24 protein-coding genes are annotated in these 26,026 nt (G+C 60.6%); 12 read left to right on the forward strand and 12 right to left on the reverse strand.

Features of this window, described 5'->3' with window-relative positions; genetic code table 11:
* Positions 1–90: 90 nt before the first annotated feature.
* The gene (locus BLU63_RS10470; protein WP_083375410.1) at positions 91–1,284 is read left to right on the forward strand and encodes a DUF3142 domain-containing protein; all 1,194 of its coding nucleotides are present in this window, start codon (positions 91–93) and stop codon (positions 1,282–1,284) included.
* Entirely contained in the window at positions 1,271–3,388 is a 2,118-nt protein-coding gene (locus BLU63_RS10475; RefSeq protein ID WP_083375411.1) for a hypothetical protein, read from the forward strand. The genes BLU63_RS10470 and BLU63_RS10475 overlap by 14 nt, the downstream gene beginning before the upstream one ends.
* A 3-nt stretch (positions 3,389–3,391) precedes the next feature.
* Here the strand turns inward: BLU63_RS10475 and BLU63_RS10480 are convergent, their stop codons facing one another.
* On the reverse strand, positions 3,392–4,021 hold the full coding sequence (locus BLU63_RS10480; RefSeq protein WP_144443394.1) for a LysE family translocator: 630 nt from the start codon (positions 4,019–4,021) through the stop codon (positions 3,392–3,394).
* 145 nt (positions 4,022–4,166) lie between these two features.
* Between BLU63_RS10480 and BLU63_RS10485 the strand changes: the two genes are divergently transcribed.
* Entirely contained in the window at positions 4,167–4,640 is a 474-nt protein-coding gene (locus BLU63_RS10485) for an Lrp/AsnC family transcriptional regulator (RefSeq protein WP_010465412.1), read from the forward strand.
* 70 nt (positions 4,641–4,710) lie between these two features.
* Here the strand turns inward: BLU63_RS10485 and lpdA are convergent, their stop codons facing one another.
* Complete coding sequence (gene lpdA, locus BLU63_RS10490; RefSeq protein ID WP_083375413.1) at positions 4,711–6,111, reverse strand: dihydrolipoyl dehydrogenase; 1,401 nt, start codon at positions 6,109–6,111, stop codon at positions 4,711–4,713.
* 217 nt (positions 6,112–6,328) lie between these two features.
* Between lpdA and hflK (BLU63_RS10495) the strand changes: the two genes are divergently transcribed.
* The 5 genes from hflK (BLU63_RS10495) to cfaB all read left to right on the forward strand — a co-directional run bounded on the left by hflK (BLU63_RS10495) (position 6,329) and on the right by cfaB (position 13,684).
* The gene (gene hflK, locus BLU63_RS10495; protein ID WP_083375414.1) at positions 6,329–8,287 is read left to right on the forward strand and encodes a protease modulator HflK; all 1,959 of its coding nucleotides are present in this window, start codon (positions 6,329–6,331) and stop codon (positions 8,285–8,287) included.
* The gene (gene hflC, locus BLU63_RS10500) at positions 8,284–9,321 is read left to right on the forward strand and encodes a protease modulator HflC (protein WP_010465405.1); all 1,038 of its coding nucleotides are present in this window, start codon (positions 8,284–8,286) and stop codon (positions 9,319–9,321) included. Before hflK (BLU63_RS10495) ends, hflC begins: the two co-directional genes overlap by 4 nt.
* Positions 9,318–10,376: a protease modulator HflK gene (hflK, locus tag BLU63_RS10505; RefSeq protein WP_083375415.1), complete on the forward strand. Its 1,059-nt coding sequence runs from the start codon at positions 9,318–9,320 to the stop codon at positions 10,374–10,376. The genes hflC and hflK (BLU63_RS10505) overlap by 4 nt, the downstream gene beginning before the upstream one ends.
* The gene (locus BLU63_RS10510) at positions 10,373–12,283 is read left to right on the forward strand and encodes a cation-translocating P-type ATPase (protein WP_083375416.1); all 1,911 of its coding nucleotides are present in this window, start codon (positions 10,373–10,375) and stop codon (positions 12,281–12,283) included. Before hflK (BLU63_RS10505) ends, BLU63_RS10510 begins: the two co-directional genes overlap by 4 nt.
* Before the next feature lie 216 nt (positions 12,284–12,499).
* Entirely contained in the window at positions 12,500–13,684 is a 1,185-nt protein-coding gene (gene cfaB, locus BLU63_RS10515; RefSeq protein ID WP_010465400.1) for a C17 cyclopropane fatty acid synthase CfaB, read from the forward strand.
* Here cfaB and cls read toward each other — a convergent pair.
* Positions 13,681–15,120 (reverse strand): cardiolipin synthase, encoded by a 1,440-nt coding sequence (gene cls / locus BLU63_RS10520; protein ID WP_010465398.1) that lies wholly within the window; start codon positions 15,118–15,120, stop codon positions 13,681–13,683. The two genes, cfaB and cls, sit on opposite strands and share 4 nt — an antisense overlap.
* A gap of 131 nt (positions 15,121–15,251) precedes the next feature.
* Here cls and BLU63_RS10525 point away from each other — a divergent pair, with 131 nt between their 5' ends.
* Positions 15,252–15,773, forward strand: a complete 522-nt coding sequence (locus tag BLU63_RS10525; protein ID WP_083375417.1) for a DUF3617 domain-containing protein — start codon at positions 15,252–15,254, stop codon at positions 15,771–15,773.
* A 79-nt stretch (positions 15,774–15,852) separates the two neighbouring features.
* On the opposite strand, the gene BLU63_RS10530 is transcribed toward BLU63_RS10525, so the two are convergent.
* Genes BLU63_RS10530 through folE2 form a run of 7 tightly spaced genes read right to left on the reverse strand, consistent with a single transcriptional unit; the run spans position 15,853 to position 22,000 of the window.
* Entirely contained in the window at positions 15,853–16,758 is a 906-nt protein-coding gene (locus BLU63_RS10530; protein ID WP_083375418.1) for a His/Gly/Thr/Pro-type tRNA ligase C-terminal domain-containing protein, read from the reverse strand.
* 30 nt (positions 16,759–16,788) lie between these two features.
* Positions 16,789–18,126: a dihydroorotase gene (locus tag BLU63_RS10535; protein ID WP_083375419.1), complete on the reverse strand. Its 1,338-nt coding sequence runs from the start codon at positions 18,124–18,126 to the stop codon at positions 16,789–16,791.
* 2 nt (positions 18,127–18,128) lie between these two features.
* Positions 18,129–18,689 carry a gamma carbonic anhydrase family protein gene (locus tag BLU63_RS10540; protein ID WP_077748526.1) on the reverse strand — a complete coding sequence of 187 codons (561 nt, stop codon included), beginning with the start codon at positions 18,687–18,689 and terminating at the stop codon, positions 18,129–18,131.
* Entirely contained in the window at positions 18,686–19,561 is an 876-nt protein-coding gene (locus BLU63_RS10545; protein ID WP_083375420.1) for a metal ABC transporter substrate-binding protein, read from the reverse strand. Before BLU63_RS10545 ends, BLU63_RS10540 begins: the two co-directional genes overlap by 4 nt.
* An 11-nt stretch (positions 19,562–19,572) precedes the next feature.
* Entirely contained in the window at positions 19,573–20,439 is an 867-nt protein-coding gene (locus BLU63_RS10550) for a metal ABC transporter permease (RefSeq protein ID WP_083375421.1), read from the reverse strand.
* On the reverse strand, positions 20,439–21,107 hold the full coding sequence (locus BLU63_RS10555; RefSeq protein ID WP_083375422.1) for a metal ABC transporter ATP-binding protein: 669 nt from the start codon (positions 21,105–21,107) through the stop codon (positions 20,439–20,441). The genes BLU63_RS10550 and BLU63_RS10555 overlap by 1 nt, the downstream gene beginning before the upstream one ends.
* The gene (folE2, locus tag BLU63_RS10560; protein ID WP_010465390.1) at positions 21,104–22,000 is read right to left on the reverse strand and encodes a GTP cyclohydrolase FolE2; all 897 of its coding nucleotides are present in this window, start codon (positions 21,998–22,000) and stop codon (positions 21,104–21,106) included. Before folE2 ends, BLU63_RS10555 begins: the two co-directional genes overlap by 4 nt.
* Before the next feature lie 86 nt (positions 22,001–22,086).
* On the opposite strand from folE2, the gene BLU63_RS10565 reads away from it, so the two are divergent.
* Positions 22,087–23,283 carry an N-acetylmuramoyl-L-alanine amidase gene (locus BLU63_RS10565; RefSeq protein ID WP_083375423.1) on the forward strand — a complete coding sequence of 399 codons (1,197 nt, stop codon included), beginning with the start codon at positions 22,087–22,089 and terminating at the stop codon, positions 23,281–23,283.
* Here the strand turns inward: BLU63_RS10565 and BLU63_RS10570 are convergent.
* Positions 23,280–23,657: a glutamine synthetase gene (locus BLU63_RS10570; protein ID WP_083375424.1), complete on the reverse strand. Its 378-nt coding sequence runs from the start codon at positions 23,655–23,657 to the stop codon at positions 23,280–23,282. The genes BLU63_RS10565 and BLU63_RS10570 overlap by 4 nt on opposite strands.
* A 143-nt stretch (positions 23,658–23,800) precedes the next feature.
* Here BLU63_RS10570 and zigA point away from each other — a divergent pair, with 143 nt between their 5' ends.
* Both zigA and BLU63_RS10580 read left to right on the forward strand, forming a co-directional pair.
* Entirely contained in the window at positions 23,801–25,009 is a 1,209-nt protein-coding gene (gene zigA / locus BLU63_RS10575; RefSeq protein WP_083375425.1) for a zinc metallochaperone GTPase ZigA, read from the forward strand.
* Complete coding sequence (locus BLU63_RS10580; protein WP_083375426.1) at positions 25,009–25,659, forward strand: DUF1826 domain-containing protein; 651 nt, start codon at positions 25,009–25,011, stop codon at positions 25,657–25,659. The genes zigA and BLU63_RS10580 overlap by 1 nt, the downstream gene beginning before the upstream one ends.
* On the opposite strand, the gene BLU63_RS10585 is transcribed toward BLU63_RS10580, so the two are convergent.
* Positions 25,656–26,012 (reverse strand): hypothetical protein, encoded by a 357-nt coding sequence (locus tag BLU63_RS10585; RefSeq protein ID WP_010465385.1) that lies wholly within the window; start codon positions 26,010–26,012, stop codon positions 25,656–25,658. The genes BLU63_RS10580 and BLU63_RS10585 overlap by 4 nt on opposite strands.
* Between the last annotated feature and the right edge of the window lie 14 nt (positions 26,013–26,026).

A 26,026-nucleotide genomic window follows, 5' to 3' on the forward strand; every position in this document is an offset into this window, starting at 1 on the left:
TGGTGAGAGGATAAATCCCCTCATCACAAAGGCTCGCTCCCACAGGTTTTGTGTACCCTGTAGCCCTGTGTTTCCAGGATCAGGGATTTCATGTTGTTAGTTCGTCTTTCTGTCCTGCTTGTTGCTCTGGCACTGCTCAACGGTTGCGAGCAAACAGACGCGCCGCCGCTCGATCAGCAACTCTACGTCTGGCAACGGCAATGGACGTCAGCCCATGACGCCGCCCTGCAAGACAGTCGCGCGGACTTTTCGACCTTGCGGGTGCTGGCCTTGCAGGCGTTTCCTCAGGCGGGCTGGAGCCGGGCGCGAGTCGATCCGGCGCTGCTCAAGCGCGATGGCCGACCGCTGATTGCGGTGATTCGCCTCGACGGCCAGCTCAAGTCGCTGGATCAGGACGACGTCACGACGCACATCCAGCAAGTGCTCAGCGAGTGGCAAGGGCAGGGGCTGACGCTCTCTGGCGTGGAAATCGACCACGACGCCGGTAGCGCCCGGCTACCGGCTTACCGCGAATTTCTTACTCACCTGCGCGCGGCTTTACCCGCCGCTTTGCCGTTGAGCATCACCGCATTGCCTGCCTGGCTCGACAGCCCTGAATTGCCGGCACTCTTGGCGACCGTCGACAGCAGCGTGTTGCAGGTGCATGCGGTGAGTGATCCGCGTCGTGGTCTGTTTGATCCGGATCAAGCCAGGAAATGGGTAAACGCCTGGAGCCTCATCACCTCAAAACCCTTTTACCTGGCGCTGCCCGCCTATGGCGTGGCCCTGTTGCCGGGCGCCAGCGGTGCGCCGGTCGTGGAAAGCGAAGTGCCTGTCGGGCGAGCCGGCCAACGCCGGGAATTGCTGGCGGATCCCTTGCAACTGAGCGCACTCACCGCCGAGTTGCGCGCCGATCCACCGACGCATCTGGCCGGTCTGATCTGGTTTCGTCTGCCGCTGGTGGGTGATCGTCGGGCCTGGAGCCTGAACACGCTGAGGGCCGTTGCTCGCGGAGATTCGCTCGATAGTCGGTTAAGTTTGAAACTCATCGCGCAAGACGACCTCTATGACATCAGCGTCAGCAATCAAGGCAACCTCGACAACGCCTGGCCCGAACGCGTCACGCTGGCGGTTCGCGGCTGCGACGGTGCCGATGCGCTGGCCGGTTACGCATTGCAACAAAGCCCGGATCTGCTTACCTTCACCCGCCTGCGCGACGGCCGGATACCGGCCGGCGAGCAGCGCGCCATCGGTTGGGCTCGCTGCGCACACATTGATCAAGGAGGTTCGAATGTTCACCCGTAACTGGCCCCGCCATGTGCTTTGCCTGAGCCTCAGCCTGCCGCTGGGTTCAGCGTTGGCCTGCGGGCCGGACTTCCCGATGCGCTTGCTGGACAACCGCGCCCAGTCGCTGGCGGAGCTGCCGGAAGGCAACTTCCAGTTCGAGATCAATCGCCTGGGGCATGTGATCGCAGGGCTCAAGAACGTCGAGTCATCCCCTTACAGCCTGGAGGCAACCGACTACGCCGAGCAGCGAGACAAGGCCGAGCAGGCCGGGTTGACGGCGGAGCAGCAAGCCCTGGTCAAACAGTTGCGCGCGCTGACCGATGCCCGTCAAGTCGAGACCCAGGGCGCGAGCCTGCCGGCCGAGCTTCGTTTCTATCTGGCGGGTGCGGTGGCGTTCAACGCCGGTGATCATGCGCTGGCCGCCGAGTACTTCCACAAAGTGCTGGCGCTGCCGGCGGATCAACGCGCCTTGCGCAGCACCTGGGCCGCTTATTCATTGGGCCGGACGCTGTTTGCCCAGAGCGCCGAAGCAGACGCAGCGCCTGACCTGTTGGCACAGTCGCGCAAAGCCTTCGAGCAGGCCCGTCAGCTGAGCATCGACGGCTTCAGCGACCCGCTGGAACTCGGTGTCGCCAGCCTCGGCGAGGAGGCCCGCGTGGCGCGCACCGCTGGCGACTGGAACAGCGCCATCAATCTGTACGCCACGCAAAATCGCCACGGTTCGGCGGTGGGTTACACCTCGCTGAAGCTGTTGATGGCGGATTTGCTGGCGATGCCTGAAGATCAGTTGACCGAGTTGCTCAAGGGCAAACCGGTGCAACAACTGGTGACGGCGTCGCTGATCAGTCGCCTGGGCTGGTCATTCGGTGATCAACCGCCGAATGAACTGAAGCTGATCAAACTCCTGCAAAGCAGCACCCGGGGCAGTCTGGACAACGCGGACCGACTGGCGGCGATGAATTATCAACAGGGCGATTACACCAGCGCCAAAGCGTTCCTTGAGCATGCCGGGGACGGCGGTCTGGCGTGGTGGTTGCGGGCGAAACTGGCGTTGCGTGAGGGTGACAAAAGCGCGGCGGCTGCGGCGTATGCCAAGGCGGCCCAGGCCTTCCCGCAGAACGAATCGTGGGGTGAGCGACGCACGCCTGACTATGATTTCGAAAGCCTGCAACCCAAGTGCCGGGTCGAGGGTGAAAGCGCGATCCTGGCGCTGCAACGCGGGGATTACCTGCAAGCGTTCGATCAGCTTTATCGCAGCCAAAGTATCTATTGGTTCGATGCCGCGACCGTTGCCGAGCGCGTGCTGACCGTCGATGAGCTCAAGCATTACGTTGACACCCAGGTGCCGGCGCCGCCAGCGCTCAGCCAGCAGGATCGCGACAACTACGTGCCGTTGCCGGTGGCGGCGCAACTGCGCAATCTGCTCGGCCGTCGATTACTGCGTGAAGAGCGCTACGACGAGGCGCTGGTGTATTTCGACAACCCCGATCTACAGAAAAAGGCGCGGTTGTATGCGCAACAGCGTCAGCTCGCTGATTCAGCGTGGTGGCCGACCAAGCGTGCGTCTGCTCTGTTCAACGCAGCCTGGACGGCACGCGAGTGGGGCATGGACATTCTGGGTTATGAAATGGCCCCGGACTACGCCACGTTTGGCGGCAATTACAGCCTGGAGACGACTGAGCTGAAGGTCGGTCCCTTGGTGGCCGAAGGTGAAGTCCAGCGCCAGCAAGCCAGTGCCGCGAAGCCCGACGAGCGCTACCACTATCGATTCGTCGCCACGGCCTTGGCCAACCGCGCCGCCGATAACCTGCCTCACACCAGCCAGGCTTTTGCTGCTGTGTTGTGCTCGGCGGCGGGGTGGAACAGCAGCCTTCAAGACCAAAGTGCGCTGTACCAGCGCTATGTCAAAGAAGGGCCCTATGTGGCTTGGGCGGTGGATTTCGGCCACCAGTGCCCGTATCCCGACTTCGAGAATGCCAGCAAACGATATGTAACCCAGGCGACTGACGCCGCCCGTTCGGCGCTGCGGCCGTACAAGTGGCCATTGCAGATCGGTGGTGTTATCGCGGTGACGGCCGCGGCGCTGGTATTGATCAACCGGCGCCGCCGTAAAGCGCAGTAAGGCTCATGCCTGTTGAACAAAGGTCAGCCGCACCGCGAAGCCGATCAACAGGCTGCCGAACACCCATTGTTGCAGGCGCTGGGCCGAGGGGCTGCGTTGCAGCCAGCGGCCCAGCGCGGCGCCGGTCAAGGCATAGGCGCTGTCGAACAGCAAACCGACGCCGACCAGCAGCATGCCCAATACCGCAAATTGCGCGAGCACCGGCCCGGCGTGAGGGTTGATGAACTGGGGCAATAACACTGAGCAGAACAGCAACGCCTTGGGGTTGAGCAGGTTGGTCAGCAAGCCGCGCTGGATGGAGGCCCGCCAGCATGGTTTTTCGCCGGTTGCGTCTGCGCCATCCAGGTTCGGCAACATCGTGGTTCGCAGGCACTGAATGCCGATCCACAACAGGTAGGCGGCTCCCGCCAGGCGCACCACGTCGAAGGTCCACGGCGCAGCCTTGAACAGCGCCGCCAGCCCCAGCGCAGCCAGCGCCACATGGCATCCACGAGCAATGCCCAGACCCACCGCCGTTGCCAACGCCGCGCCTTTGCCCTGACGGGCGCCGGTTTGCAGCAGCAGAATCATGTCCGGGCCGGGCAACAGATACACCACTGCCAGCGCCATGAAAAACAGCCAGAGTCCTTCCACGTTGCACCCCATTCGTTGTTGATTCGGTAGCGCCAGTCTAGGGTTGAAGGGTGGGGCAGGTGCTTGCGAAGTCAGCTTCTAAATGCTGGGTAATTGGCATAACCTGCCACTTTGTGACGATCAAACCATCAGGATCTGCCAAGCCATGAAGCTGGATGCCTACGACCGCAAGATTCTCGCCGCCCTGCAACGGGACGGGCGCCTGAGCAATGTGCAATTGGCCGACGAGATCGGTTTGTCCGCTTCCCCCTGTTTGCGTCGGGTGCGGATGCTGGAGGAGGCCGGCGTGATTCGCGGCTATCAGGCCAACCTTGATCGTGACGAAGTGGGACTTGGGCTGACGGTGTTTGTCGGGGTCAAGGTTGAGCGCCACAACGATGAACAGGCCGAAGCCTTTCGCCTGGCCGTCACCGCACTGCCGGAGGTGATTTCGGCATTCCTGGTGTCAGGGGAATCGGATTTTCTGCTGCAAGTGGTGGTGCCGGATCTACGCGGGTATGACCGCTTTCTCACCGAGCGCCTGCTGAAATTGCCGGGTGTAAGTGATATCCGCAGCAACTTTGCGATTCACACGGTGAAGACGCCGGGGGCGTTGCCGTTGGGGCATTTGCCGCTTTAGACCGAGCAGGATCGTTCCCACGCGGACGGTTCGACGCCTCGACGTGGGAACGATCATCTGGCAGGCGGGCTCACATCTGCGTCGCCATCCCCTCCACATTCATCGCCGCCTGACGCAACGCCTCGGACCGCGTCGGATGCGGATGGCACGTCAGCGCGATGTCCTCCGCCGAAGCGCTGAACTCCATCGCCACACAATACTCACCAATCATTTCGCTGACGCTCGGTCCGACCAGGTGCACGCCGAGAATCTCGTCGGTGCGCTCATCGGCCAGCACTTTGGCGAAGCCTTCGGTTTCGTGGTTGATCTTCGCCCGGCTGTTGGCGGTGAAGGGGAATTTGCCGACTTTGTACGCGCGACCTTCTGCCTTGAGCTGCTCTTCAGTCTTGCCGACGCTGGCCAGTTCAGGCTTGGTGTAAATGACATTGGGGATCAAGTCATAGTTGACCTCGCCCGCCTTGCCGACGATTTGCTCGATGCACACCATGCCTTCATCTTCGGCCTTGTGGGCGAGCATCGGCCCGGACGTGACATCGCCGATCACCCACACGCCCGCAGCGTCGGTGCGATGGCCCTTGTTCGCGAGCATGCCGCGTTTGTCGGTGGTCAGGCCGACGTTTTCCAGGCCCAAACCCTCGGTGTAAGGCCGACGGCCGATGGACACCAGCACGTAATCGGCCTCAATCGTCTCGGCAGTGCCGCCCGCCGCCGGCTCCACGCTGAGCTGAACGCCGTTTGCGGACGGGGTGGCGCTGGTCACTTTTGAGCTCAACTTGAAGCTGATGCCCTGTTTGCTCAGCGAGCGCTGCAGGGTTTTGCCCGCCTCAGCATCCACACCGGGGCAGATCCGGTCGAGAAATTCGATCACGGTCACCTGGGCGCCCAGGCGGCGCCACACTGAGCCCAGTTCCAGGCCGATCACGCCGGCGCCGATCACTACCAAGTGCTTCGGCACTTCGGCCAGCGACAGCGCGCCAGTGGAATCGAGGATGCGTTTGTTATCGATCTGGACGCCGGGCAGGGGAGTGGGCTCGGAGCCGGTGGCGATGACGATGTCCTTGGCACTCAGTTCGGTCTTGCCACCTTGGTTGTCGGTCACCGTCACTTTGCCCGGCCCGTCGATGTGGCCCCAACCTTTGATCCAATCGACTTTGTTTTTGCGAAACAGAAATTCGATGCCCTTGGTTAACCCGGTCACGCTTTCATCTTTCTGCTTCATCATCTGGGCGAGGTTGAGAGTGGGTTTGACCTCGATCCCCAGGTTGGCGAATTCCGTTCCCATGGCGGCGTCGTAGAGTTCCGAGGCATGCAGGAGTGCCTTGGAGGGCATGCAGCCGACATTCAGGCAGGTGCCGCCGAGGGTCGCCCGACCTTCCACGCACGCTACTTTCAGGCCCAGTTGGCCCGCGCGGATCGCTGCGTTGTAACCGCCGGGGCCACCGCCCAGTATCACGACGTCATAAGTGCTCATGGATGTACTCCTGGACTGAAAGGGAAATGGGCTGGGTAAACGTAGTCTTTGATTAAAATTATGAGCGTAATATGTGCGTTTACGGCTATTTCGGTCAAGGCTTCAGCGTAGCGACAGGTTGGGCATCTTTAGATAGAGCGATTTAGTACAAAAATTTCACCACTTTCGTTATATCGTAACGAATTGCGATGTGGCCAATGATAAGCACTGGGGTGGTATGCAAGTCGATCTCGAAGTCGATGGAACGCAGGTAGCCGGGCTGCCGCGCTTTCAGCAGGCGGTTTTTCAAGGGCGGCGATTGCGTCAGTTCGCCATCGGCCTGAGTGCCTTGGCGGCGGTCGGGTTGGTGTTGGCGTTTTTTGTCGGGCTGTTTGCGCCGTTGTCGCTGTGGGCCCCGTTGCTGGTGAATCAGAGCGCCGGTTTGCTGGTGCTGATTGCCGGCCTGCAATCGGCATGGTGGGTGACTCAGTGGCGCGCGCAAGCGATGAATCCGCCGCTGCCAGAGGTTGTTTCGGATGAAACCGTTGCCCCCGATGGCTGGTATGAGCGACTGCTGGAGCGGCTCGGTCAGCGCTGGGTGCGCTTGCTCGGGCAGATCGGCGCACCGACCCTATGGCTCGCTGGTTGGGCACTGTTGGCGATCTACAGCATCAGCCAATTCTGGAACCTCGCGTTGGCGCCCGCAGCGTTGGGGTTATCGGCAAGTGTCGGTGCCGTGCTGTCGTTGTTGCTGGCCTTCGGTTTGCTGGTGCTTGAGCGTCAGCTCGCCCAAGAGAACGTCGCCCAATGGCCAGAAGCGGGGCAGTTGGCGCAACTGAGCCGGGTGGCGATCATTTGCCTGGTGCTCAGCGCGTTGTGTTTGTTGTTTGGCAGCGAAACTTCGGTCTGGCCAGTACGCCTTGCCGTGTTGTTCGGGTTGCTGCCGGGACTGGTCGCGGCCGAGTTGCTGCTACGCGCCATGTTGTCGTTGTTCAGTCCTCGCCGTGAACACTTTGAACCGACGTTGCTGGCACGAAGTGTTGTCGCCGACATGCTGCGCTGGCCGCCACAACCGTTGCTGGCGTTGCAGCACGAACTGCATAACCGCTTCGGTATCGACTTGCGGCAGATCTGGGCCTTCACCTATATGCGTCGGGCGTTTTTACCGGTGATGGCGGTGGTGGCGATTGTCGGGTGGTCGCTCACCGGCGTTCACGAAATACCCCTGCAAGGGCGGGGCATCTACGAACGGTTCGGCAAACCGGTGGAAGTGTTCGGTCCGGGTTTGCACGCCGGTTTACCGTGGCCGCTGGGCCGGGTGTTGAGCGTTGAAAACGGTGTGGTTCACGAGTTGGCAACAAGCGTTGGCGAAACATCGGTGCCGGTCGTCCTGGAACCTGCAGAAGGCCCGGCGCCGGCGATTGCCAATCGCTTGTGGGACGCCAGCCATGTGAACGATAAATCCCAGGTGATCGCCAGCAGCCGTGCCGACAAGCAGAGCTTTCAGATCGTTAACATGGACGTGCGTTTTGTGTACCGCATCGGTCTGACCGATCAAGCGGCGTTGGCTGCGACGTACAACAGCGCCGATGTACCGACGCTGATTCGCAGCACTGCCAGCCGGATTCTGGTGCACGACTTTGCCTCGCGGACCCTCGACGGTTTGCTTGGCGAGGACAGGGTAGGGCTGGCCGAGGAGATCGGCCGCGCCGTGCAATCTGATCTGCAGAAGCTCGACAGCGGTGTGGAAATTCTCGCCACCGTGGTGGAGGCGATCCATCCGCCGGCCGGTGCAGCCAACGCTTATCACGGCGTTCAGGCGGCGCAGATTGGTGCCCAGGCATTGATCTCGCGTGAGCGCGGGGCAGCAGCGCAAGCGACCAATCAAGCGCAGTTGCAGGCCAGCATCGCTCGCGATCAGGCGAGCGCCAGCGCGCATGAAATCAACTCCGCCGCGCAGGCGGCTGATCTGAAATTCACCGCCGAACAAAAAGCCTATGCCAGTGCCGGCCAAGCGTTCTTGCTGGAGCAGTATTTCAGCCAACTGACCCAGGGTCTGGCCAACGCCAAATTGCTGGTGCTCGATCATCGTCTGGGCGGCACCAGTAATGCACCGACCATCGACCTACGTACCTTCACGCTGCCGGCCGATCCTGCGTCGCCGCGCAACAGCGCTCAGCCAGGAGTTACCCATTGAGCCAGTCGCACTCTCACGATCATGACGACCACGCCGGCCACGATCACGGACATGGCGGACATCACCACGGTCACCACCATCATCACGGTGATTCACAGGAAGCCGGTCCATTCCCGTGGCGGCGCATGGGGTGGGCGGCGTTGCTCGTGGCATTCGCCATCGCGGCAGCGAGTCTGGTGCAGGTTCGCTCGGGGGAGGCCACGGTGATTACTCGCTTCGGTAATCCGTCGCGGGTGTTGCTGGAGCCGGGTCTCGGCTGGCGCTGGCCGGCACCGTTTGAAGCGGCCATTCCGGTCGACTTACGGCTGCGCACCACCTCCAGCGGTTTGCAGGATGTGGGCACGCGCGACGGATTGCGCATCATTGTTCAGGCCTACGTGGCGTGGCAGGTTCAGGGCGACCCGGACAATGTGCAGCGCTTTATGCGCGCCGTGCAGAATCAGCCGGACGAAGCGGCGCGGCAGATTCGCACGTTTGTGGGGTCGGCACTGGAAACCACCGCGAGCAGTTTCGACCTGGCCAATCTGGTCAACACCGACGCCAATCAGGTGCACATTGCCGACTTCGAAGCGCAGTTGCGTAAACAGATCGATCAGCAGTTGCTGACCACGTATGGCGTTCGCGTGCTGCAAGTGGGCATCGAGCGTTTGACCCTGCCGTCGGTGACGCTCACCGCCACCGTCGATCGCATGCGCGCCGAGCGTGAAACAATTGCCACCGAGCGCACCGCCATCGGCAAGCGTGAAGCCGCGCAAATCCGGTCCGCGGCTGAACGAGATGCGCGCATCGTGCAAGCTGATGCGACGGTGAAAGCTGCCGATATCGAAGCCCAATCCCGCGTCGAAGCCGCGCAGATTTACGGCCGTGCCTACGCCGGTTCGCCACAGCTTTACAACTTGCTGCGCTCCCTCGATACATTGGGCACGATCGTCACCCCGGACACCAAGCTGATATTGCGCACTGATGCTGCACCTTTCCGGGTGCTGGTTGACGGTCCACCGACCCTCGATAACAAGTCCGGGTCACAGCCATGAATTTAGTTCCACGTGGAACACATGAGTTAAGCAGCCCCTGGATTCAGGCTGGGCGATTGGCTTTTTTGGCGCTTTACGGCGTGACCGTTCTGGCTGCGTTAGCGTGGGCATTCTCCAATGTGCGGCAGATTGATCCTCAGAATCGGGCGGTGGTCCTGCACTTCGGCGCGCTGGATCGCATCCAGAATGCCGGTTTGCTATTGGCCTGGCCGCGCCCCTTTGAGCAAGTGATTTTGCTGCCGGCAGCTGATCGGGTGATCGAGCGTCGGGTGGAGAATCTGCTTCGTAGCGATGCTGCGTTGCAGGCCGATCGGGTGGCGTCTTTCGCGACACCGCTGAGCGATACGCTCGCTGGATCGGGCTATTTGCTGACCGGTGACGCGGGCGTGGTGCAGCTGGATGTGCGGGTTTTCTACAAGGTCACCGAACCTTATGCCTTCGTGCTTCAAGGTGAACATGTTTTGCCGGCACTCGATCGGCTGGTCACCCGCAGCGCCGTTGCCCTGACGGCCGCGCGAGACCTGGACACCATTTTGGTGGCGCGGCCGGAACTGATCGGTAGCGACAATCAGGCGGCAGAACGTCGCGAACGTCTGCGCGGTGATTTGGTGCAGGGCATCAATCAGCGTCTGGCCGAGCTGACCACGACGGGACAGGGCCTGGGTATCGAAGTGGCGCGAGTCGACGTGCAATCGAGTCTGCCCGGCCCAGCGGTGAACGCTTTCAATGCGGTGCTGACCGCCAGCCAGCAAGCGGACAAAACCGTCGCCAATGCGCGCACCGAGGCCGAGAAACTGACCCAGGCCGCCAATGAACAAGGCGACCGGACACTGCAAGTCGCCCACGCCCAAGCGAGCGAACGGCTGGCCAAAGCTTCGGCTGATACGGCCACGGTGTTGAGCCTGGCCCAAGCGCAACAACAGGGCACTGACCCGCAAATGTTGCTGCGTATCTACCGCGAGCGGATGCCGAAGATTCTCGGCCAGGCCGGCTCAGTAACGACGGTCAATCCGAAAGATGATTCCCGCCTGATCATTCAGGGAGCAGCGCAATGACCACCCCAACCGCCGCCGCACCCAGCCTGTTGTCCTCGGCTGAACAACGCAGCGCTGCACGCCAATTGACCTTGGCCATGCTTGCCCTTGGCTTGCTCAGCCTCGGGTTGATCTGGCGCTGGCTGTCACCGGAGCAGACGGGCGTCAGTCAATTGCTGTTGGGTTTTGCATCGTTGCTGGTGGCCGTGCCAGTGATGCGTTCGGCGTGGTACAGCCTGCGATATCCAAGCTTGCACGGGATCACCGATCAGCTGATTGCCCTCGCCATGCTCGGTGCCTGGGCGACGGGTGATCTGCTGACTGCTGCGTTGTTGCCGATCATCATGATCTTCGGCCACGTGCTGGAAGAGCGCAGCGTGATCGGTTCCCAGGAAGCGATTCGTGCGCTCGGCAAACTGACCCGCAGTCACGCTCGCAAGGTTCAGGCTGACGGAGCCATCGTCGAAGTCGACAACGGCACCCTTAAAACCGGCGACATTGTCGAGGTACGTGCGGGCGACCGAGTGCCGGCCGATGGTCGGGTGTTGTCCGGTCAGGCAAGCCTCGACACGGCATCAATCACCGGTGAGTCGGTGCCGATCGAGGCGGGTGTCGGCATGCAGGTCTTTGGCGGCGCGATCAATCTCGACGGTTTGCTGCGCCTCGAAGTGACACGCACCGGCAACGAATCAACCCTCGGTAAAGTCATCGCCCTGATGCAAAGCGCCGAGCGTTCGAAGCCGCCGATCACCCGTTTGCTTGAACGTTACGCCGGCAGTTACATGGTGCTGGTATTGCTGTTGGCCGCAGTGACCTGGTTTGTCACCAATGATGCCCAGGCGATGCTCGCGGTGCTGGTGGCGGCGTGTCCTTGCGCGTTGGTGTTATCGGCGCCGGCCACGGCGATTGCCGGCGTGGCGGTGGCGGCGCGGCATGGGATTCTGATTCGCAGCTCGGCGTTCCTGGAAGAGTTGGCGGACCTCACGTCGCTGGTGGTCGACAAGACCGGAACCCTGACGTTTGGCACCTTGCGCTTGCAGTCCATCGACAGCCCGCTGGAGGACCGCAGTCACGTGCTTAAACTCGCTGCGAGCCTCGGCTCGGCCAGCAGTCATCCGGTGAGCCGTGCGCTCGCGGGGTTGGTCACTCAGGAACATTTTCTGCTGCTGTCGGACATCCACGAGCGCCAGGGCCTGGGCGTGGTCGCGATGACGGAGCAGGGCGAAGCAGCGCTCGGCCGTCCAGAGCTATTCGCGCAACTGGGCATCGCCACTTCGGCGGTTCCCGAACACGATGGCCCGATTGCCGGGCTGGCACTCAACGGTGAATTCCTGGCCTGGCTGTTGCTGGCAGACAGCGTCAAACCTGAGGCGCGTTTTGCCTTGAGTGAATTGCGTGAACTGGGTTTGGGTCGCCAGTTGTTGCTCACCGGAGATCGGCAAAGCGTCGCACATACACTGGCACGGGATGTCGGCATTACCGATGTTGAGGCGCAGGCACTGCCTGAGGACAAACTCAACCGGGTGCTGACGGAAATCGGCAACGGCTTCCGGCCGATGGTGGTGGGGGATGGCATCAACGATTCGCTGGCACTCAAGGCCGGCGTCGTGGGGGTGGCCATGGGCGCGGGTGGCGCGGACATCGCGCTGGCGTCGGCGGATATTGTGTTGATCGGCAGCGACCTGCGTCGCCTCGGCACCTGTGTCCGGTTGAGTCGCCAATGTCGGCAGACCTTGCAGGTCAACGTGATCATCGGTCTGGGCTGGACCCTGGCGATTGTCGCGTTTGCGGCATTCGGCTGGCTCGGTGCTGCGGGGGCGATGATTGCAGCGTTGCTGCATAACCTCAGTACGTTGTTGGTGCTCGGTAATGCGGGGCGTCTGCTGCGCTTTCAGGAGCCTTTGCTGAAAATTAAAGACGAGGCTTGAACGCTTCTAAACCAGGGCTATGAGGGCAAAACCGAGTTTTTAGAACTGTGCATCAAATTTGTAGTCATCTAGGGTAAGGACCATCTGCTTTTGTGGACGCACGACGGCTGGTTTAAGCGCCGCGAGTTATAGAAAAACGCTATTAAATCGATAGCCAGCTATTTTTCTAGGATGGTCTACCCTCACATCAGACGTCTGAAACAAGGGGGACTTTCCATGCTCGCGCAACTTCCACCGGCCTTACAGAATCTGCAGTTACCGCTACGCCTGCGACTCTGGGACGGCCATGAATTCAACCTGGGGCCGACGCCCAGCGTCACTATTGTGGTCAAGGACCCACAAATGGTTACCCAGTTCACTCATCCCAGCCTGGACGCGCTCGGAGCGGCGTTTGTCGAAGGCAAGCTGGAACTCGAAGGCTCCATCAGCGACGTGATCCGCGTTTGTGATGAATGGAGTCAGGCGTTGTTGAGCGAGGACGACGACAGTCAGCCTGTGCGCACGTTCCACGACAAGGAAACCGACGCGAAGGCGATTTCCTACCACTACGACCTTTCCAATGCGTTTTATCAGCTGTGGCTCGACAGCGACATGGCGTATTCCTGCGCCTATTTCGAGACCGGCAGCGAAACGCTGGAGCAAGCCCAGCAAGCCAAGTTCCGCCACCTGTGCCGCAAGCTACGTCTGCAACCGGGTGAATACCTGCTGGATGTCGGTTGCGGTTGGGGAGGGCTGGCCCGTTTCGCGGCCCGCGAGTTTGGCGCGAAAGTGTTCGGGATTACCCTGAGTAAAGAGCAACTGGCCCTGGCCCGTGAAAGAGTGACCGCCGAAGGCCTGGACGATCTGGTTGAACTGCAACTGCTCGACTACCGCGATCTGCCTCAGGACGGGCGCTTCGATAAGGTGGTCAGCGTCGGCATGTTCGAACACGTCGGCCACGCCAACCTGGCCGAGTACTGCAAGACCTTGTTCGGCGCAGTGAAAGAGGGCGGCCTGGTAATGAACCACGGGATCACCGCCAAGCACACGGATGGCCGACCTGTGGGGCGCGGTGCCGGGGATTTCATCGAGAAATATGTGTTCCCCAACGGCGAGTTGCCGCACCTGTCGATGATCTCCGCCGAGATCAGCGAAGCGGGGCTGGAAATCGTCGATGTCGAGAGCCTGCGCCTGCACTACGCGCGCACCCTGGACCATTGGAGCGAACGCCTGGAGGACAATCTGGAAGCGGCTTCAAAACTGGTTCCGGAACAGGCGCTGCGGATCTGGCGGTTGTACCTGGCGGGATGCGCTTACGCGTTCGCCAGAGGCTGGATCAACCTGCACCAGATCCTCGCGGTGAAAGCCCACGCCGATGGCAGCCATGAACTGCCTTGGACGCGAGACGACATCTACCTTTAGAGAATCGGTGAAATAAGCCGGGCGATCCGCATGCCGACCTGTTGCAGGCGGCGGGTCTCCCGGCTTTCTTCTTTGGCGATCTCGTGGGCCTGGGCGAAGTCATCATTGAGCATCTGTTCCACCTCGGCGGCAAACGCGCTGTCGACGGTCAGTAACATCACTTCGAAATTGAGCCGGAATGAGCGGTTATCCAGGTTGGCGCTGCCTATGGCGCTGATTTCACTGTCGATCAACACCACCTTCTGATGCAAGAAACCCGGCGCGTACCGAAACACGCGCACGCCTGCGCGCACGGCTTCGAAAGCATAAAGGCTTGAGGCCGCGTAAACGATTCGGTGGTCCGGTCGTGAGGGCAGAAGCAGCCGCACATCCACGCCTCGAAGAGCGGCCAGTCTCAACGCAGCGAACACGGCTTCGTCGGGGATGAAGTAGGGGCTGGTGATCCACACCCTTTCTGTTGCCGCATGGATGGCTTCGACGAAGAACAATGAACAGGTTTCGTAGGAATCGGCCGGGCCGCTGGCGAGTAATTGGCAGAGCACACCGTCGTCCGGATACACGTCCGGCAGGATCAGTGGTGGCAATGATCGCGCCGCCCAGAACCAGTCTTCGGCAAACGATTCCTGCATGCAGGCCACCACCGGCCCGCATACGCGCACGTGGGTATCGCGCCAGGGCGCCAGCGGCGGTTTCTCGCCCATGTATTCGTCGCCAACGTTATGCCCGCCGACGAAGCCCAGAATCCCGTCGACCACGACGATCTTGCGGTGATTGCGGAAGTTGACCTGGAAGCGGTTAAGCCAGCCGCTGCGGGTGGCGAAGGCTTTGACCTCTACGCCGGCATCGCGCAACGGCTGCACGTAACTGTGGGGCAGGGAATGGCTGCCGATGCGGTCGTACAGCAAGTGTATGGCCACGCCTTCTGCGGCTTTCTTCAGCAGCAGGGTTTGCAGGCGCTGGCCGAGGCGGTCGTCGTGGATGATGAAGAATTGAATCAGCACCGCTTCCTTCGCGTTGTCGATGGCTTCGAAAATTGCGTCGAAGGTGGCTTGGCCGTTGATCAGCAAGCGCACTTCGTTGTTCGCCAGGCACGGCATGCGCCCCAGTTTCGGCATCGCCCGCAGGGACGCGTAGGCGTTGGAGGCGCGTGCGGTCAGCGCCTCTTCTACCCAGGGGCGCCAGTTGAGCTCTGAGATCGCCTTGCGCATTTCCTCGTTGGCCTGGCGCCGCGCCTTGATGTAGCCATCGAAGGTGCTGCGGCCAAAGACCAAGTACGGAATAAGCGTGAGGTAAGGCATGAAGATCAACGACAGGGCCCAGGCGATAGCGCCCTGGGCGGTCCGGACGGTGAGTACGGCGTGGATGGCTGCGATCAGGCCCAGCGTATGAAGCAGTGCAATCATGTAGCCGAAAATGTGCGGTCCAAAGTAATCCATGGGGCAGCCTTGCTCCTGAAGATTCAATGCTTAACAGACCATGTTCCGTGCAGAATGTCGCTATTTAATTGGCCCATGAACTGAAGCCTGCGGCTGACGTCTAACGGCCACTACTGATCAGGAGTTACTCGATGAACGTTCGTCTGCTGGGTTTGGCCGTGGCTTTAGGTTTAGCAGTTCCCCTGGCCGCTCAGGCGCAGATGCTGCAGCCAGGTTTGTGGGAGTTGACCACGAGCAACATGAAGGTCGATGACCAGAACCTGCCGGACTTGCAGCTGATCCTCGGCCAGTTGCAGGGCCAGATGACTCCGCAACAGCGTGCGCAGCTGGAGAAGCAGGGCATCACCATGGGCGGAAAGGGGATTCGGGCGTGCCTGACGCCGGAGCAAGTGAAGTCAGACAATATCCCGCTGACGGACCCGCAATCGGGCTGCAAACAGGAAATCACTGACCGCAGCGGTAATCAGTGGAAATTCCGTTTCAGCTGTCCGAAAGCGCAGGGCGCGGGAGTCGCCACTTTCCTCAGTGATCGTGAGTTCACCACCAAGGTCAACGGCACGTTCAATGCGACCGGCCTTCAGCAGAAGGGTAGCCTCGATACTCGCGCCGTGTGGTTGGGTCAGGATTGCGGGGCGGTCAAGCCGAGGGCTTAAAAGCTTCGCGGGCAAGCCTCGCTCCTACAGGGTCGATGCAGATCCTGTGGGAGCGAGGCTTGCCCGCGAAGGAGCCGGCTCAGACTCTCGCAATGCCAATTGACCTCAACCACTCACACACCGCATCAACCGCCATCCTGCCGAAATCCTCTCCGGTGCGGCTGCGCACACTGACAAACCCGCCGGCTTTTTCTTTCTCACCGATCACCACCAGATACGGCACTTGCTGACTATGCTCGCGGATCTTGTGGCGGACTTTCTCGTTGCGCAGATCAGCACGAGCGCGCACGCCACCCCGGCGCAACGCCTCGGTCACCGACTGTGCGTAATCCGCCTGACGCTCGTCCATGCTGACAATGATCACGTGCGGCGGCGACCGCCAGTCATCCAGTTCCTGTTGGCTGGGCCAGCACGTTCCATAAACCCGTTGTGGCGCGGTGCCGCTGATGTGATCGAGCGCGAATGCCTGCAACACCCGGGTTGCGGGAACATGCGGCCCCACTGACAGACACTCGAAGTCCCCAAGGAGATAGGGCAATGACTTTTCCGGGGGCGTCGATCCGGTTGGCGGCTTTCTGCGCCGGATCGAATGGTTGGTTGCAGCCAGGGTCCTCATGCGCGCTTCGATACCGGCAAGGTCGACCAGGTGTAACAGACGCTCAAACGAAAACTCGTAGAAGAAGCCATCACCCATCGCCGATCCGATCTGTAATTGCGCTTTTGGATAGAGTTGCTTGATGGCCACCGCCAGCATCAATGCGCAGGAGCGTCGCAAGATCTCCAACCCATCGGGTTCCTGAGGCGTGACGATGCCGACCCGGGCATCGGCCTCGATCATGAACTCACAGTCCACCAGAACACCGTCCACCCGACCAGCCACGGCCGCTCTGGCCAGCCCGGCACCGATGCTCGCGGCGAATTCATACACCGACAACGGCTGGTCGTATTCACGCAATGAACCATCGCTCAGGGTGATGTGAATCATGTCGGTGCTCTCGAGTGCAATTAACGCGCGTTAGCGCATAAACCGTAGGGGTAAACCCTGGCAGTTGTCATTAAGACGTTTGTCGTGCCAGGCGATTTGCCCCGATACGATCGTGGTGCTGACGCTGTGGCGAAAACGCTGGCGAGCGAAGGGTGTCCAGCCGCATTGCGACAAGATCGGCTGCCTGGAAACGGCCACGCCCTCTGGCTCGGCTCTGATCAGAACGAGGTCGGCCCAGTAGCCTTCGCGCAGATAGCCACGGTCGGGAATGGCAAACAGATCAGCCACGCGATGACTGGTCTTGGCCACGAGGGCAGTTATCGGCAGCACTTCGTCGATCACCAGTTCCATTAACGCGGGCAGGGCGTGTTGCACCAATGGCAATCCGGACGGGGCCTGGTGGTAGGGCCGTTGTTTTTCCGCCCAGGTGTGCGGCGCGTGATCGCTGCCGATGACGTCCAGCCGATTGCTCATCAGGGCTTGGCGCAGGGCATCACGATCGGCCTGAGTCTTGATCGCCGGATTGCATTTGATCAGGTTGCCGAGGCTCGGGTAGTCGCGATCATCGAACAGCAAATGATGCAGGCAGACTTCGGCGCTAATGCGCTTGTGTGTCAGCGGTTTGTCTTCGAACAACGCCAGTTCACGCGCGGTGGTCAAATGCAAAACGTGCAGGCGGGTGCCGTGTCGCCTGGCCAGGTCCACGGCCATTGAGGACGAACGAAAGCACGCTTCGGCATCGCGAATCTGCGGGTGCACCGAGGCGGGAATGTGCTCCCCAAAACGCTCGAGCACTTTTGCAGCATTGGCTTCGATGCTGGGTGTGTGTTCGCAATGGGCCAGCAGAAGGGTCGGCACCTCGGCGAACAATCGTTCGAGCGTCTGCGGATCGTCCACCAGCATGTTGCCGGTAGAGGCGCCCATGAACACTTTCACACCGGCTACTTCACAGGGATTGAGCGCCGCCACGGTGTCGAGGTTGTCGTTGCTCACGCCGAAGTGAAAGCCGTAGTTGGCGACGGAGTTGATCGCTGCTCGACGCTTCTTGTCATCGAGTGCCGCGAGGGTCAGGGTTGCCGGATTTGTATTGGGCATGTCCATGAAACTGGTGATGCCGCCCGCCACGGCCGCCCGCGATTCGGTGTAAAAGCTACCCTTGTCCGGTGCCCCGGGATCTCGGAAATGCACCTGGTCATCGATCATTCCAGGCACTAGCCACTGTCCTTGTGCATCGATTTCGACGTGGGCATTTTCTCCGTGGATACTGCCCGCGATCTTCACGATCCTGCCGTTGCTCACCAGCAGGTCGCCATCGAATTCCCGACCTTCGTTCACCAATCTGGCATTGCGAACCAGCACGCTGCTCATGGTTAAAACTCGTTCTGCAGGGCTTTGTAGCCGCGCACCAGGTCGACGTTGGTGCGCGCCACGTCCTCGGAAAATTCCGAGGCACTGACGCTCACCGGTGGGAACTGCGACAGGTCGGTGTTGGGGCCGATACGGGTGGTGGAGGGCACGTAGAAGTCTTCGGGCAAGTCACGACCGTCGACCACCGAGTTGTGCCGCACCACGCAGCCATCGCCGACCGCGCAGTTGAACAGTACGCTGTTGAAACCGATGAACACTCGATCGCCAACCGTGCAAGGGCCATGAACGATGGAGCGGTGAGCGATTGAACTGAACTCGCCAATGGTCACCGCCGCGCCGGACTTGGAGTGGATCACCACACCATCCTGAATGTTCGAGTTGGCGCCGATAGTGATGGGCTCCATCTCGCCTGACGCGTCCACTTCGTCAGCCCGAATGACGGCGTAGGGGCCGACGAAGACGTTTTCGCCAATCACCACCTTGCCGCAGATGATCGCAGTTTTATCCACATAGGCGGATTCCGCAATCAGTGGCAAATCGCCTGAGGGGTTCTTGCGGATCATGGCTTGCTCAACGCGTCGTAGAGGGTGTTGAGGTTGTATTCGAACAGGCCGGCAAAGGTACTCGCCGGACCGCTTGCGGCGAGCGCATCGGAGTACAACGTGCCACCGATGTGCGCGCCGCTTTCATCGGCAATCTGCTTGAGCAGACGGGCATCCTTGATGTTTTCCATGAACACCGCTTTGACCTTGGCCTGACGAATCTGGGTGATCAGTGCAGCGACTTCCGCGGCTGAAGGTTCGCGTTCCGTCGACAGGCCTTGCGGCGCCATGAAGTCGATGCCGTAGGCCTGGCCCAGATAACCGAACGCATCGTGAGAGGTGACGATCTTGCGATTGCCCGGTGGTAGCGAACCGAGCTTGGCCTTGGCTTGGGCGAGCAGTGCGTAGATCTGTTTCAGGTAGGCCTGGCTGTTGCGTTGGTAGTCGGCTGTGTTCGCCGGGTCGGCGGCGATCAGCGCCTTGGTGATGTTGCTGATGTACAGCTCGGTGTTGGCCAGGTTGTGCCAGGCGTGAGGGTCGGGCACGGTCTCGCCGTCTTCATCCAGGGAGCGCGGGATGACGCCGTGGCTCGCACTGATGACGGGGGCCTTGGTCTCGGTGCTGGTCACCAGGCGGTCCAGCCATGGCTCGAAACCCAAACCGTTTTTGATGATGAGTCTGGCCCTGAGCAAGGCTTTGGCATCGTCCGGAGTCGGCTCGTAGGTGTGGGCATCGGCGTCAGGACCGACCATGTTGGTGATCTGGATATGGTCGCCGCCGACCTGATGGGTCATGTCGGCAAGGATGCTGAAACTGGTGACCACCTGAAGTTTTTCCGCCGCAGACAACGACATCGACAGCATCAAACTGAACAGCACGAGTAAAGCGCGCATCGGAAAGAACCTCATTGGGATGTGAGCAAAGGTGGGCGGCGCAGCAAACCGTGCACCGGACCGAACACCACGGACAGCGCATACAAACCGCCCGCCACCAGTACGATCGCCGGGCCGCTGGGCAGCGAGTAATAGAACGACAGCAATAAGCCGAGCCATACCGAGAGGCAGCCGAGCAGGGCGGCAATCGCTATCAACATGGGTAAACGGCGACTCCAGAACCGCGACGCGGCGGCCGGCAACATCATTAAACCGACCACCATCAAGGCACCGATGGCCTGGAAGCCGATCACCAGGTTCAGTACCACCAGGGTCAGGAATACGCCGTGAGCCAGCGGGCCAAGACGGCTGACGGTTTGCAGGAAAAGCGGGTCGAGGGTGTCCAGCAGCAAGGGTCGGTAGATCAGCGCCATGGCGATCAGGCTGAACCCGGAGACCCACAGCATGCCGGTCAGCGTCGGCCCATCGACCGCCAGCGCGGAGCCGAACAGCAGGTGAAGCAGGTCCAGGCGTTTGCCGGCAATGCCGAGGATCAGCACGCCGCTGGCAAGGGAAATCGGATAGATCGCAGCGAGGCTCGCGTCTTCGCGCAACCCCGTTCGGCGGGTGATCCATGCGGCGAGTCCGGCCATGCTCAGGCCTGCACCAAGTCCGCCAATGGTCAGTGCCGGGAGGCTCAAGCCGGCGAACCAGAAACCGAGCGCTGCACCCGGCAGGATGCCGTGGGCCACCGCGTCGCCGATCAGGCTCATCCGGCGAAGGATCAGAAACACGCCCAACGGCGCGGTGCTGCAAGCCAAGACCAATCCGCCCAAGAGTGCACGGCGCATGAATACAAACTCGTGGAACGGTTGCCAAAGCTGAGCGGCCGCGAGCATCAGGCCACCTGCACTTGCTGTGGTTGGCGGATCAGTTCGGTACTGGGTCCGAGGATGCAGCCGCTGCTTTTGATCAGCAGGCTTTGAGGAATGTGTTGGCGAACGGCGGCGAGGTCATGACACACGACCACCAGGGTTCGACCTTCGGCGTGCCAGTTATGAAGGTGTTTCCAGAGCAGCGACTGGCCCAGCTCATCGAGCGCGGCGTGGGGTTCATCGAGTAACAGCAAAGGCGCTTCGGCAAGACTCAAGCGAGCGAGAAGGGCGCGCTGCAATTCGCCGCCGGAAAGGGCCATCAACGGGCGCTGTTCCAATCCCGTCAGGCACCAGTCTTCCAGCACGGCTTTGATACGTTGGTGGCGTATCTCTGGCGATTGCTTGCTGCCCCAGAAACCAGCGGCTACCAACTCCTGAAGGCTGATGGGGAATTGCCTGTCCAGGTGTTGCTGTTGAGGTAGGAAGGAAAGCGAGCCCTTGCGTGGAATAGCGAGGCTGACTTTTCCGGCCAAGGGTTTTTGCAGCCCCGCGATGACTTTCAGCAGACTGCTTTTACCCGAGCCATTGGCGCCGATCACGGCAGTCAGACTGCCTTCGGGCAATTCAAAATCCACAGGGGGCGTAAGCGGTTGACCGGGCGCCCCCCAGCGCAATGCCTGACAACGGATCATGCGGTTACCCAGTTCCATCGGCTTTCGGCAACGGCATCGTGGGCATGAAGGCTTTCGGCGTGGACGACGCGTATGTGGAAAGCGTTGATACCGGGAGAGCGTTTCAAGGCCAGATTCAATCGGCGAGCGGCGTCCTCGCAGAACATCAGGTTTTGCCCATTGGCCAAGGCGAAGGCTTGTTCATCGGCACGCTTCACCGCGGTTTGTACGGCGGTGCCGAGTGCCGCTTCGGCGTCATTGATGAGTGCAATCAGCGGCAGGTCATCCAGGTAGTCGTCCAGCCGCAGCTGTAAACGTGCGTTGCTGCGTTGGCTGTGCGGTGTCGCAACGATGCCTTTGGTAGAACCAAGCCACGCTAATACATCAGCGTGTTGCAGCGACTTGTTGGCGAAGTCGTCGACGAATTGTTGCTGAATCAACTGCCGGGCAAGTGCGGCTGAACACGGACAGGTCGAGGAGTATGGAACATCGATTTTTAGTTCCACGTGGAACATCGCGTTTTTCAAACGCGCTTCGATGCTCACTGGATAGGTTTTCCAGCCGGCCAGCGGACTGATCAACGCCGGCCTTTTGAGCAGTAAATCCGCATCAATTTTTAAGTAAGCGCCGTGGGACAGCCCTTCATGACTGTCGAGAAAACGTTGAAGAGCTCGCCGCAATAGGGCGGGCGTCAGGTTTTCCTGCTCAAGTGCTTCCAGCGCTAAATACAGCCGGGACATGTGAATACCGCGCGCTTCTCCATCATCGAGGCTCACGCCGGCGTCCACCTTTGCGCTAAGCCGTTGGCCATCGAACAACACAGGAAGAGCGATGCCGCACATGCCCACCCAGTCGAGTGGCAGGGCTTGGCGTGAAGCCTGCGCGGCGATATCCGGCAGAGTCAGCGCATTCATGAGCAGGTCCGTCGTAGGAGTGGGGTTCCATATGTTATGTTATTACATTGAAATCGACCATGCCTTTTTCACGAGCGGCTTCCAACATGCACCGACGTCACTTGCTCAACTGGATGCTGGCCTGCGCGGCCTTCGCGTTGCCCTTTGGTGTTTCGGCTACGCAGATTCGCAACGCGCGGCTCTGGCGATCGGATGACAAGCTGCGTCTGGTGTTCGATTTGAGCGGGCCGGTGCAGTACAAAACCTTCTCGCTAAGCACTCCCGAGCGGCTGATTGTTGACCTGCGTGGTGCCAGCCTCAGCGGTGACTTCAGCCAACTGGCGCTTGGCAATACGGTCATTCGTTCGATCCGGTCCGGGCGTTTTGGTCAGGGCGATACGCGGATCGTCCTCGACCTCAGCGGCCCGGTTCAGCTCAACAGCTTTCTGCTGCCGCCGCAGGATGGCCAAGGCGACCGGCTGGTCCTCGATCTGAAGCCATCAGCGCCGCTCAACATCGTCGAGGCGACCCAGGCGAGGGTCGACAAGGCTCACCCCAGGCGCGACGTCATCGTGGTGGTCGACCCCGGTCACGGCGGCAAAGACCCCGGTGCAGTGGGCGCCAAAGGGGAGCGAGAGAAAGACGTCGTCCTGTCCATCGCCCAGCTATTGGCCAAGCGGTTGAAACGCGAGAAGGGCTTCGACGTGAAGCTGGTGCGAAACGACGACTTCTTCGTTCCGCTGCGTAAACGTGTCGAGATTGCCCGCAAGCACAACGCCGATATCTTCATCTCGGTGCATGCGGACGCGGCGCCGCGTCTCACCGCTTCAGGCGCGTCGGTGTATTGCTTGTCGGAGGGCGGCGCCACCTCGGCCACGGCGCGTTTCATGGCGCAGCGGGAGAACGGCGCGGACTTGTTGGGCGCCACCAGTCTGCTCAATCTCAAGGACAAGGACCCAATGCTCGCCGGGGTGATTCTCGACATGTCGATGAATGCCACTATCGCCGCGAGCTTGCAGCTGGGCAGCACCGTGCTCGGCAGTCTGGCGGCCATCACCTCGCTGCATCAGAAGCGTGTGGAACAAGCGGGATTCGCGGTGCTGAAGTCGCCGGACGTGCCATCGATCCTGGTGGAAACCGGCTTCATTTCCAACGCTCGCGATAGTCAGCGACTGGTAACCGCCCGCCATCAGCAGGCTGTGGCTGATGGATTATTCGAAGGATTGCAGCGCTATTTTCAGAAGAACCCGCCGCTCGACAGCTACATCGCCTGGCAACAGCAACAGAAAAAAGCGCAGGCCTAGCAGCCGCTGATCCTGCTACAGGTGAACCTGGCGCTACTGCCGCCCGAGCTGGAGAAACGGTTGATCGTAGTCCAGCCGACTCGCCGGTTGTAACCGACCCAGGCTTCGCCGTCGGAGGCGATGCCGGTGAAAAACGTGAGCTGACCGTAACGGCTGTTGGTCTGCGCCCAATAGCGTTTGCCTACCCTTTCGAAACCGCGCAAGTAGATCGTGCTGCCAACGGTGTTGACGCTATAGGCATTGCCATTGGCATCCACGCAGGCGAGCAGATTGGCGCTTCGGGTGCATGTGGCCAGGTTCGGGATCTGAGCCCGGGCGTCTATGGCGAGCAACAGCGAAAAGGTAACCAGCGCTGATTTCAGGGCAATGCGCATGGGAATTCTCACGGCGTGGGCGGGTTTCAGCATCGTACCCTTTATCGTGAAGGACAAGAGCAGACTGGCTTGATTGCATTGTTATACTATAACATTGAAATCAGCCCGACACTGCGATCGGGCATCTCTGTGAGGAAATCCTGATGCCCAATCGTCTCCCCGTGACCGTCCTGTCCGGCTTTCTCGGCGCCGGTAAAAGCACGCTGCTCAATTACGTGTTGCGTAATCGCGAGAACCTGCGAGTCGCGGTAATCGTCAACGATATGAGCGAGATCAACATCGATGGCAGCGAAGTCCAGCGCGATGTCAGCCTGAATCGTGCCGAAGAAAAACTCGTGGAGATGAGCAATGGCTGCATTTGCTGCACCTTGCGCGAAGACCTGCTCGAAGAAGTCAGCAAGCTCGCCAGGGAGGGGCGTTTCGATTACCTGTTGATCGAATCCACCGGTATCTCCGAGCCATTGCCCGTGGCCGAAACGTTCACTTTTCGGGATGAAGAGGGGCAGAGCCTGGCCGACATCGCGCGGCTCGACACCATGGTCACGGTGGTCGATGGCATGAACTTCCTGCTCGACTATCAGGCGGCCGAAAGCCTCGCTTCCCGTGGTGAAACATTGGGCGAGGAGGACGAGCGCTCGATCACCGACCTGCTGATCGAGCAGATCGAATTCGCCGACGTGATCCTCATCAGCAAGATCGATTTGATCAGTCGCCACGAACGTGAGGAGCTGATCGCGATTCTTGAACGCCTCAACGCTCAGGCGCACATCATCCCGATGGTCATGGGTGAAGTCCCCCTGAAGGAAATCCTCAACACCGGGCGTTTCGACTTTGAAAAGGCGGCTCAAGCGCCAGGCTGGCTGCAGGAGTTACGCGGCGAACACGTGGCGGAAACCGAGGAGTACGGCATCGCCTCGACGGCTTACCGAGCTCGCCGACCGTTTCATCCGCAACGTTTTTTCAGCTTCATCGATCGACCGTGGGTGAACGGCAAACTGTTGCGCTCCAAAGGCTTTTTCTGGCTGGCCAGCAAGCATATGGACGCGGGTAGCTGGTCCCAGGCCGGTGGCTTGATGCGCCATGGTTTCGCCGGGCGCTGGTGGCGCTTCGTGCCGAAAACCCAGTGGCCGCAGGACGAAGAAAGCACGGCCGGGATCATGGAAAACTGGACGGCAGCCACCGGCGATTGCCGTCAGGAGTTGGTGTTTATCGGTCAGAACATCGACTTTGCGCAACTCACCGCCGAACTCGACAATTGCCTGCTGAGCGATGATGAAATGGCCTTGGGTATCGAAGGCTGGCGTTTGCTGTCAGATCCGTTCGGCCCTTGGGACGAAGAGGTTGCCGCCTGATGCTGGCGCCCAGTCTGAAGCTGCGGCCGGTCGTTCATCAGGTTCAAGGTGAAACGCCGCAAACCCTGACCCGAATTCTTGAAGACGGGGTAAATCTGGCGATCTGGCAGCGCCAGCTCCCGGCGCACATCAGTGATTTCGGGTGCTTGTTGCTGTCCCTGAACGAGCCATTGGCCGAGTCGCGGGTCCTGGAGTTACCCAACGAAGACACCGAGCCCGATCTGCATGAATTGGCATCCGGTTTCCGCGATCTCGAAGGCTATGCCGGTTTCATTGCCGACGTGTCCTGGCTGGTCAGCGCATTCGCTTGTCTGTTGGGCGCCAAGCGCATCGGCCTGCGCGTGCGCGTTCTGGACAAGGCCATGTGCCCGCGTTTTCACGTCGATCATGTGCCGGTGCGGTTAATCACGACGTATTCCGGAGCGGGCAGTCAGTGGCTGAAAGAAGGGGTGATGGATCGCCGGCAACTGGGCCAGCCTGGTGCCGAGCCCACGCAGCATTCGCTGATCGAGCAGATCGTCAGCGGTGAAGTGGCACTGCTGAAAGGCGAGAAATGGCACGGCAACGAAGGATTCGGCCTGATCCACCGTTCGCCGCAACCCGCGTCGGGCGAACGCCGTTTGATCCTGACCCTGGATTGGCTGGCCTAAGGCTTGAGCCAGTTGCCCTGGCTCTGGCCTTCGCAAAACGGTTTCAGATACGCCGCATCGGTGGCTACGCCGTAATAGTGAATATCCTGTCGGTAAGGCATATTGGCGACTTGGGCGTTGCTGCACACGCCGAACGCGCCCGTGGGACATTGGTCGACGTATTGCACGTCGACTTTCTGCCCGGGAAGGTTCGGCTGGCAGAATCCGTCGGCGAAGAGCTTTTGCGGGATGTTGCGGTTCTGCTGGCAGACTTTCACGTCAAGTCGTTCGGCTGTGCTATGTACCACGCAAGCCTGGGCCAGCGCCTCACCGGAACAGAGCGCCAACAGCAACGACAATTCCATCAACCGCATCCATTACCTCCTCA

Origin of the sequence: Pseudomonas mandelii, from assembly GCF_900106065.1 — a bacterium.
Lineage (GTDB): Bacteria > Pseudomonadota > Gammaproteobacteria > Pseudomonadales > Pseudomonadaceae > Aquipseudomonas > Aquipseudomonas mandelii.

Coding starts and splice junctions, on each gene's coding strand:
- BLU63_RS10470 (WP_083375410.1), top strand. CDS start 91: ATGTTGTTAGTTCGTCTTTCTGTCCTGCTTGTTGCTCTGGCACTGCTC.
- BLU63_RS10475 (WP_083375411.1), top strand. CDS start 1,271: ATGTTCACCCGTAACTGGCCCCGCCATGTGCTTTGCCTGAGCCTCAGC.
- BLU63_RS10485 (WP_010465412.1), top strand. CDS start 4,167: ATGAAGCTGGATGCCTACGACCGCAAGATTCTCGCCGCCCTGCAACGG.
- lpdA (WP_083375413.1), bottom strand. CDS start 6,111: ATGAGCACTTATGACGTCGTGATACTGGGCGGTGGCCCCGGCGGTTAC.
- hflK (WP_083375414.1), top strand. CDS start 6,329: ATGCAAGTCGATCTCGAAGTCGATGGAACGCAGGTAGCCGGGCTGCCG.
- hflK (WP_083375415.1), top strand. CDS start 9,318: ATGAATTTAGTTCCACGTGGAACACATGAGTTAAGCAGCCCCTGGATT.
- BLU63_RS10510 (WP_083375416.1), top strand. CDS start 10,373: ATGACCACCCCAACCGCCGCCGCACCCAGCCTGTTGTCCTCGGCTGAA.
- cfaB (WP_010465400.1), top strand. CDS start 12,500: ATGCTCGCGCAACTTCCACCGGCCTTACAGAATCTGCAGTTACCGCTA.
- cls (WP_010465398.1), bottom strand. CDS start 15,120: ATGGATTACTTTGGACCGCACATTTTCGGCTACATGATTGCACTGCTT.
- BLU63_RS10525 (WP_083375417.1), top strand. CDS start 15,252: ATGAACGTTCGTCTGCTGGGTTTGGCCGTGGCTTTAGGTTTAGCAGTT.
- BLU63_RS10530 (WP_083375418.1), bottom strand. CDS start 16,758: ATGATTCACATCACCCTGAGCGATGGTTCATTGCGTGAATACGACCAG.
- BLU63_RS10535 (WP_083375419.1), bottom strand. CDS start 18,126: ATGAGCAGCGTGCTGGTTCGCAATGCCAGATTGGTGAACGAAGGTCGG.
- BLU63_RS10540 (WP_077748526.1), bottom strand. CDS start 18,689: ATGATCCGCAAGAACCCCTCAGGCGATTTGCCACTGATTGCGGAATCC.
- BLU63_RS10545 (WP_083375420.1), bottom strand. CDS start 19,561: ATGCGCGCTTTACTCGTGCTGTTCAGTTTGATGCTGTCGATGTCGTTG.
- BLU63_RS10550 (WP_083375421.1), bottom strand. CDS start 20,439: ATGCTCGCGGCCGCTCAGCTTTGGCAACCGTTCCACGAGTTTGTATTC.
- BLU63_RS10555 (WP_083375422.1), bottom strand. CDS start 21,107: ATGATCCGTTGTCAGGCATTGCGCTGGGGGGCGCCCGGTCAACCGCTT.
- folE2 (WP_010465390.1), bottom strand. CDS start 22,000: ATGAATGCGCTGACTCTGCCGGATATCGCCGCGCAGGCTTCACGCCAA.
- BLU63_RS10565 (WP_083375423.1), top strand. CDS start 22,087: ATGCACCGACGTCACTTGCTCAACTGGATGCTGGCCTGCGCGGCCTTC.
- BLU63_RS10570 (WP_083375424.1), bottom strand. CDS start 23,657: ATGCGCATTGCCCTGAAATCAGCGCTGGTTACCTTTTCGCTGTTGCTC.
- zigA (WP_083375425.1), top strand. CDS start 23,801: ATGCCCAATCGTCTCCCCGTGACCGTCCTGTCCGGCTTTCTCGGCGCC.
- BLU63_RS10580 (WP_083375426.1), top strand. CDS start 25,009: ATGCTGGCGCCCAGTCTGAAGCTGCGGCCGGTCGTTCATCAGGTTCAA.
- BLU63_RS10585 (WP_010465385.1), bottom strand. CDS start 26,012: ATGCGGTTGATGGAATTGTCGTTGCTGTTGGCGCTCTGTTCCGGTGAG.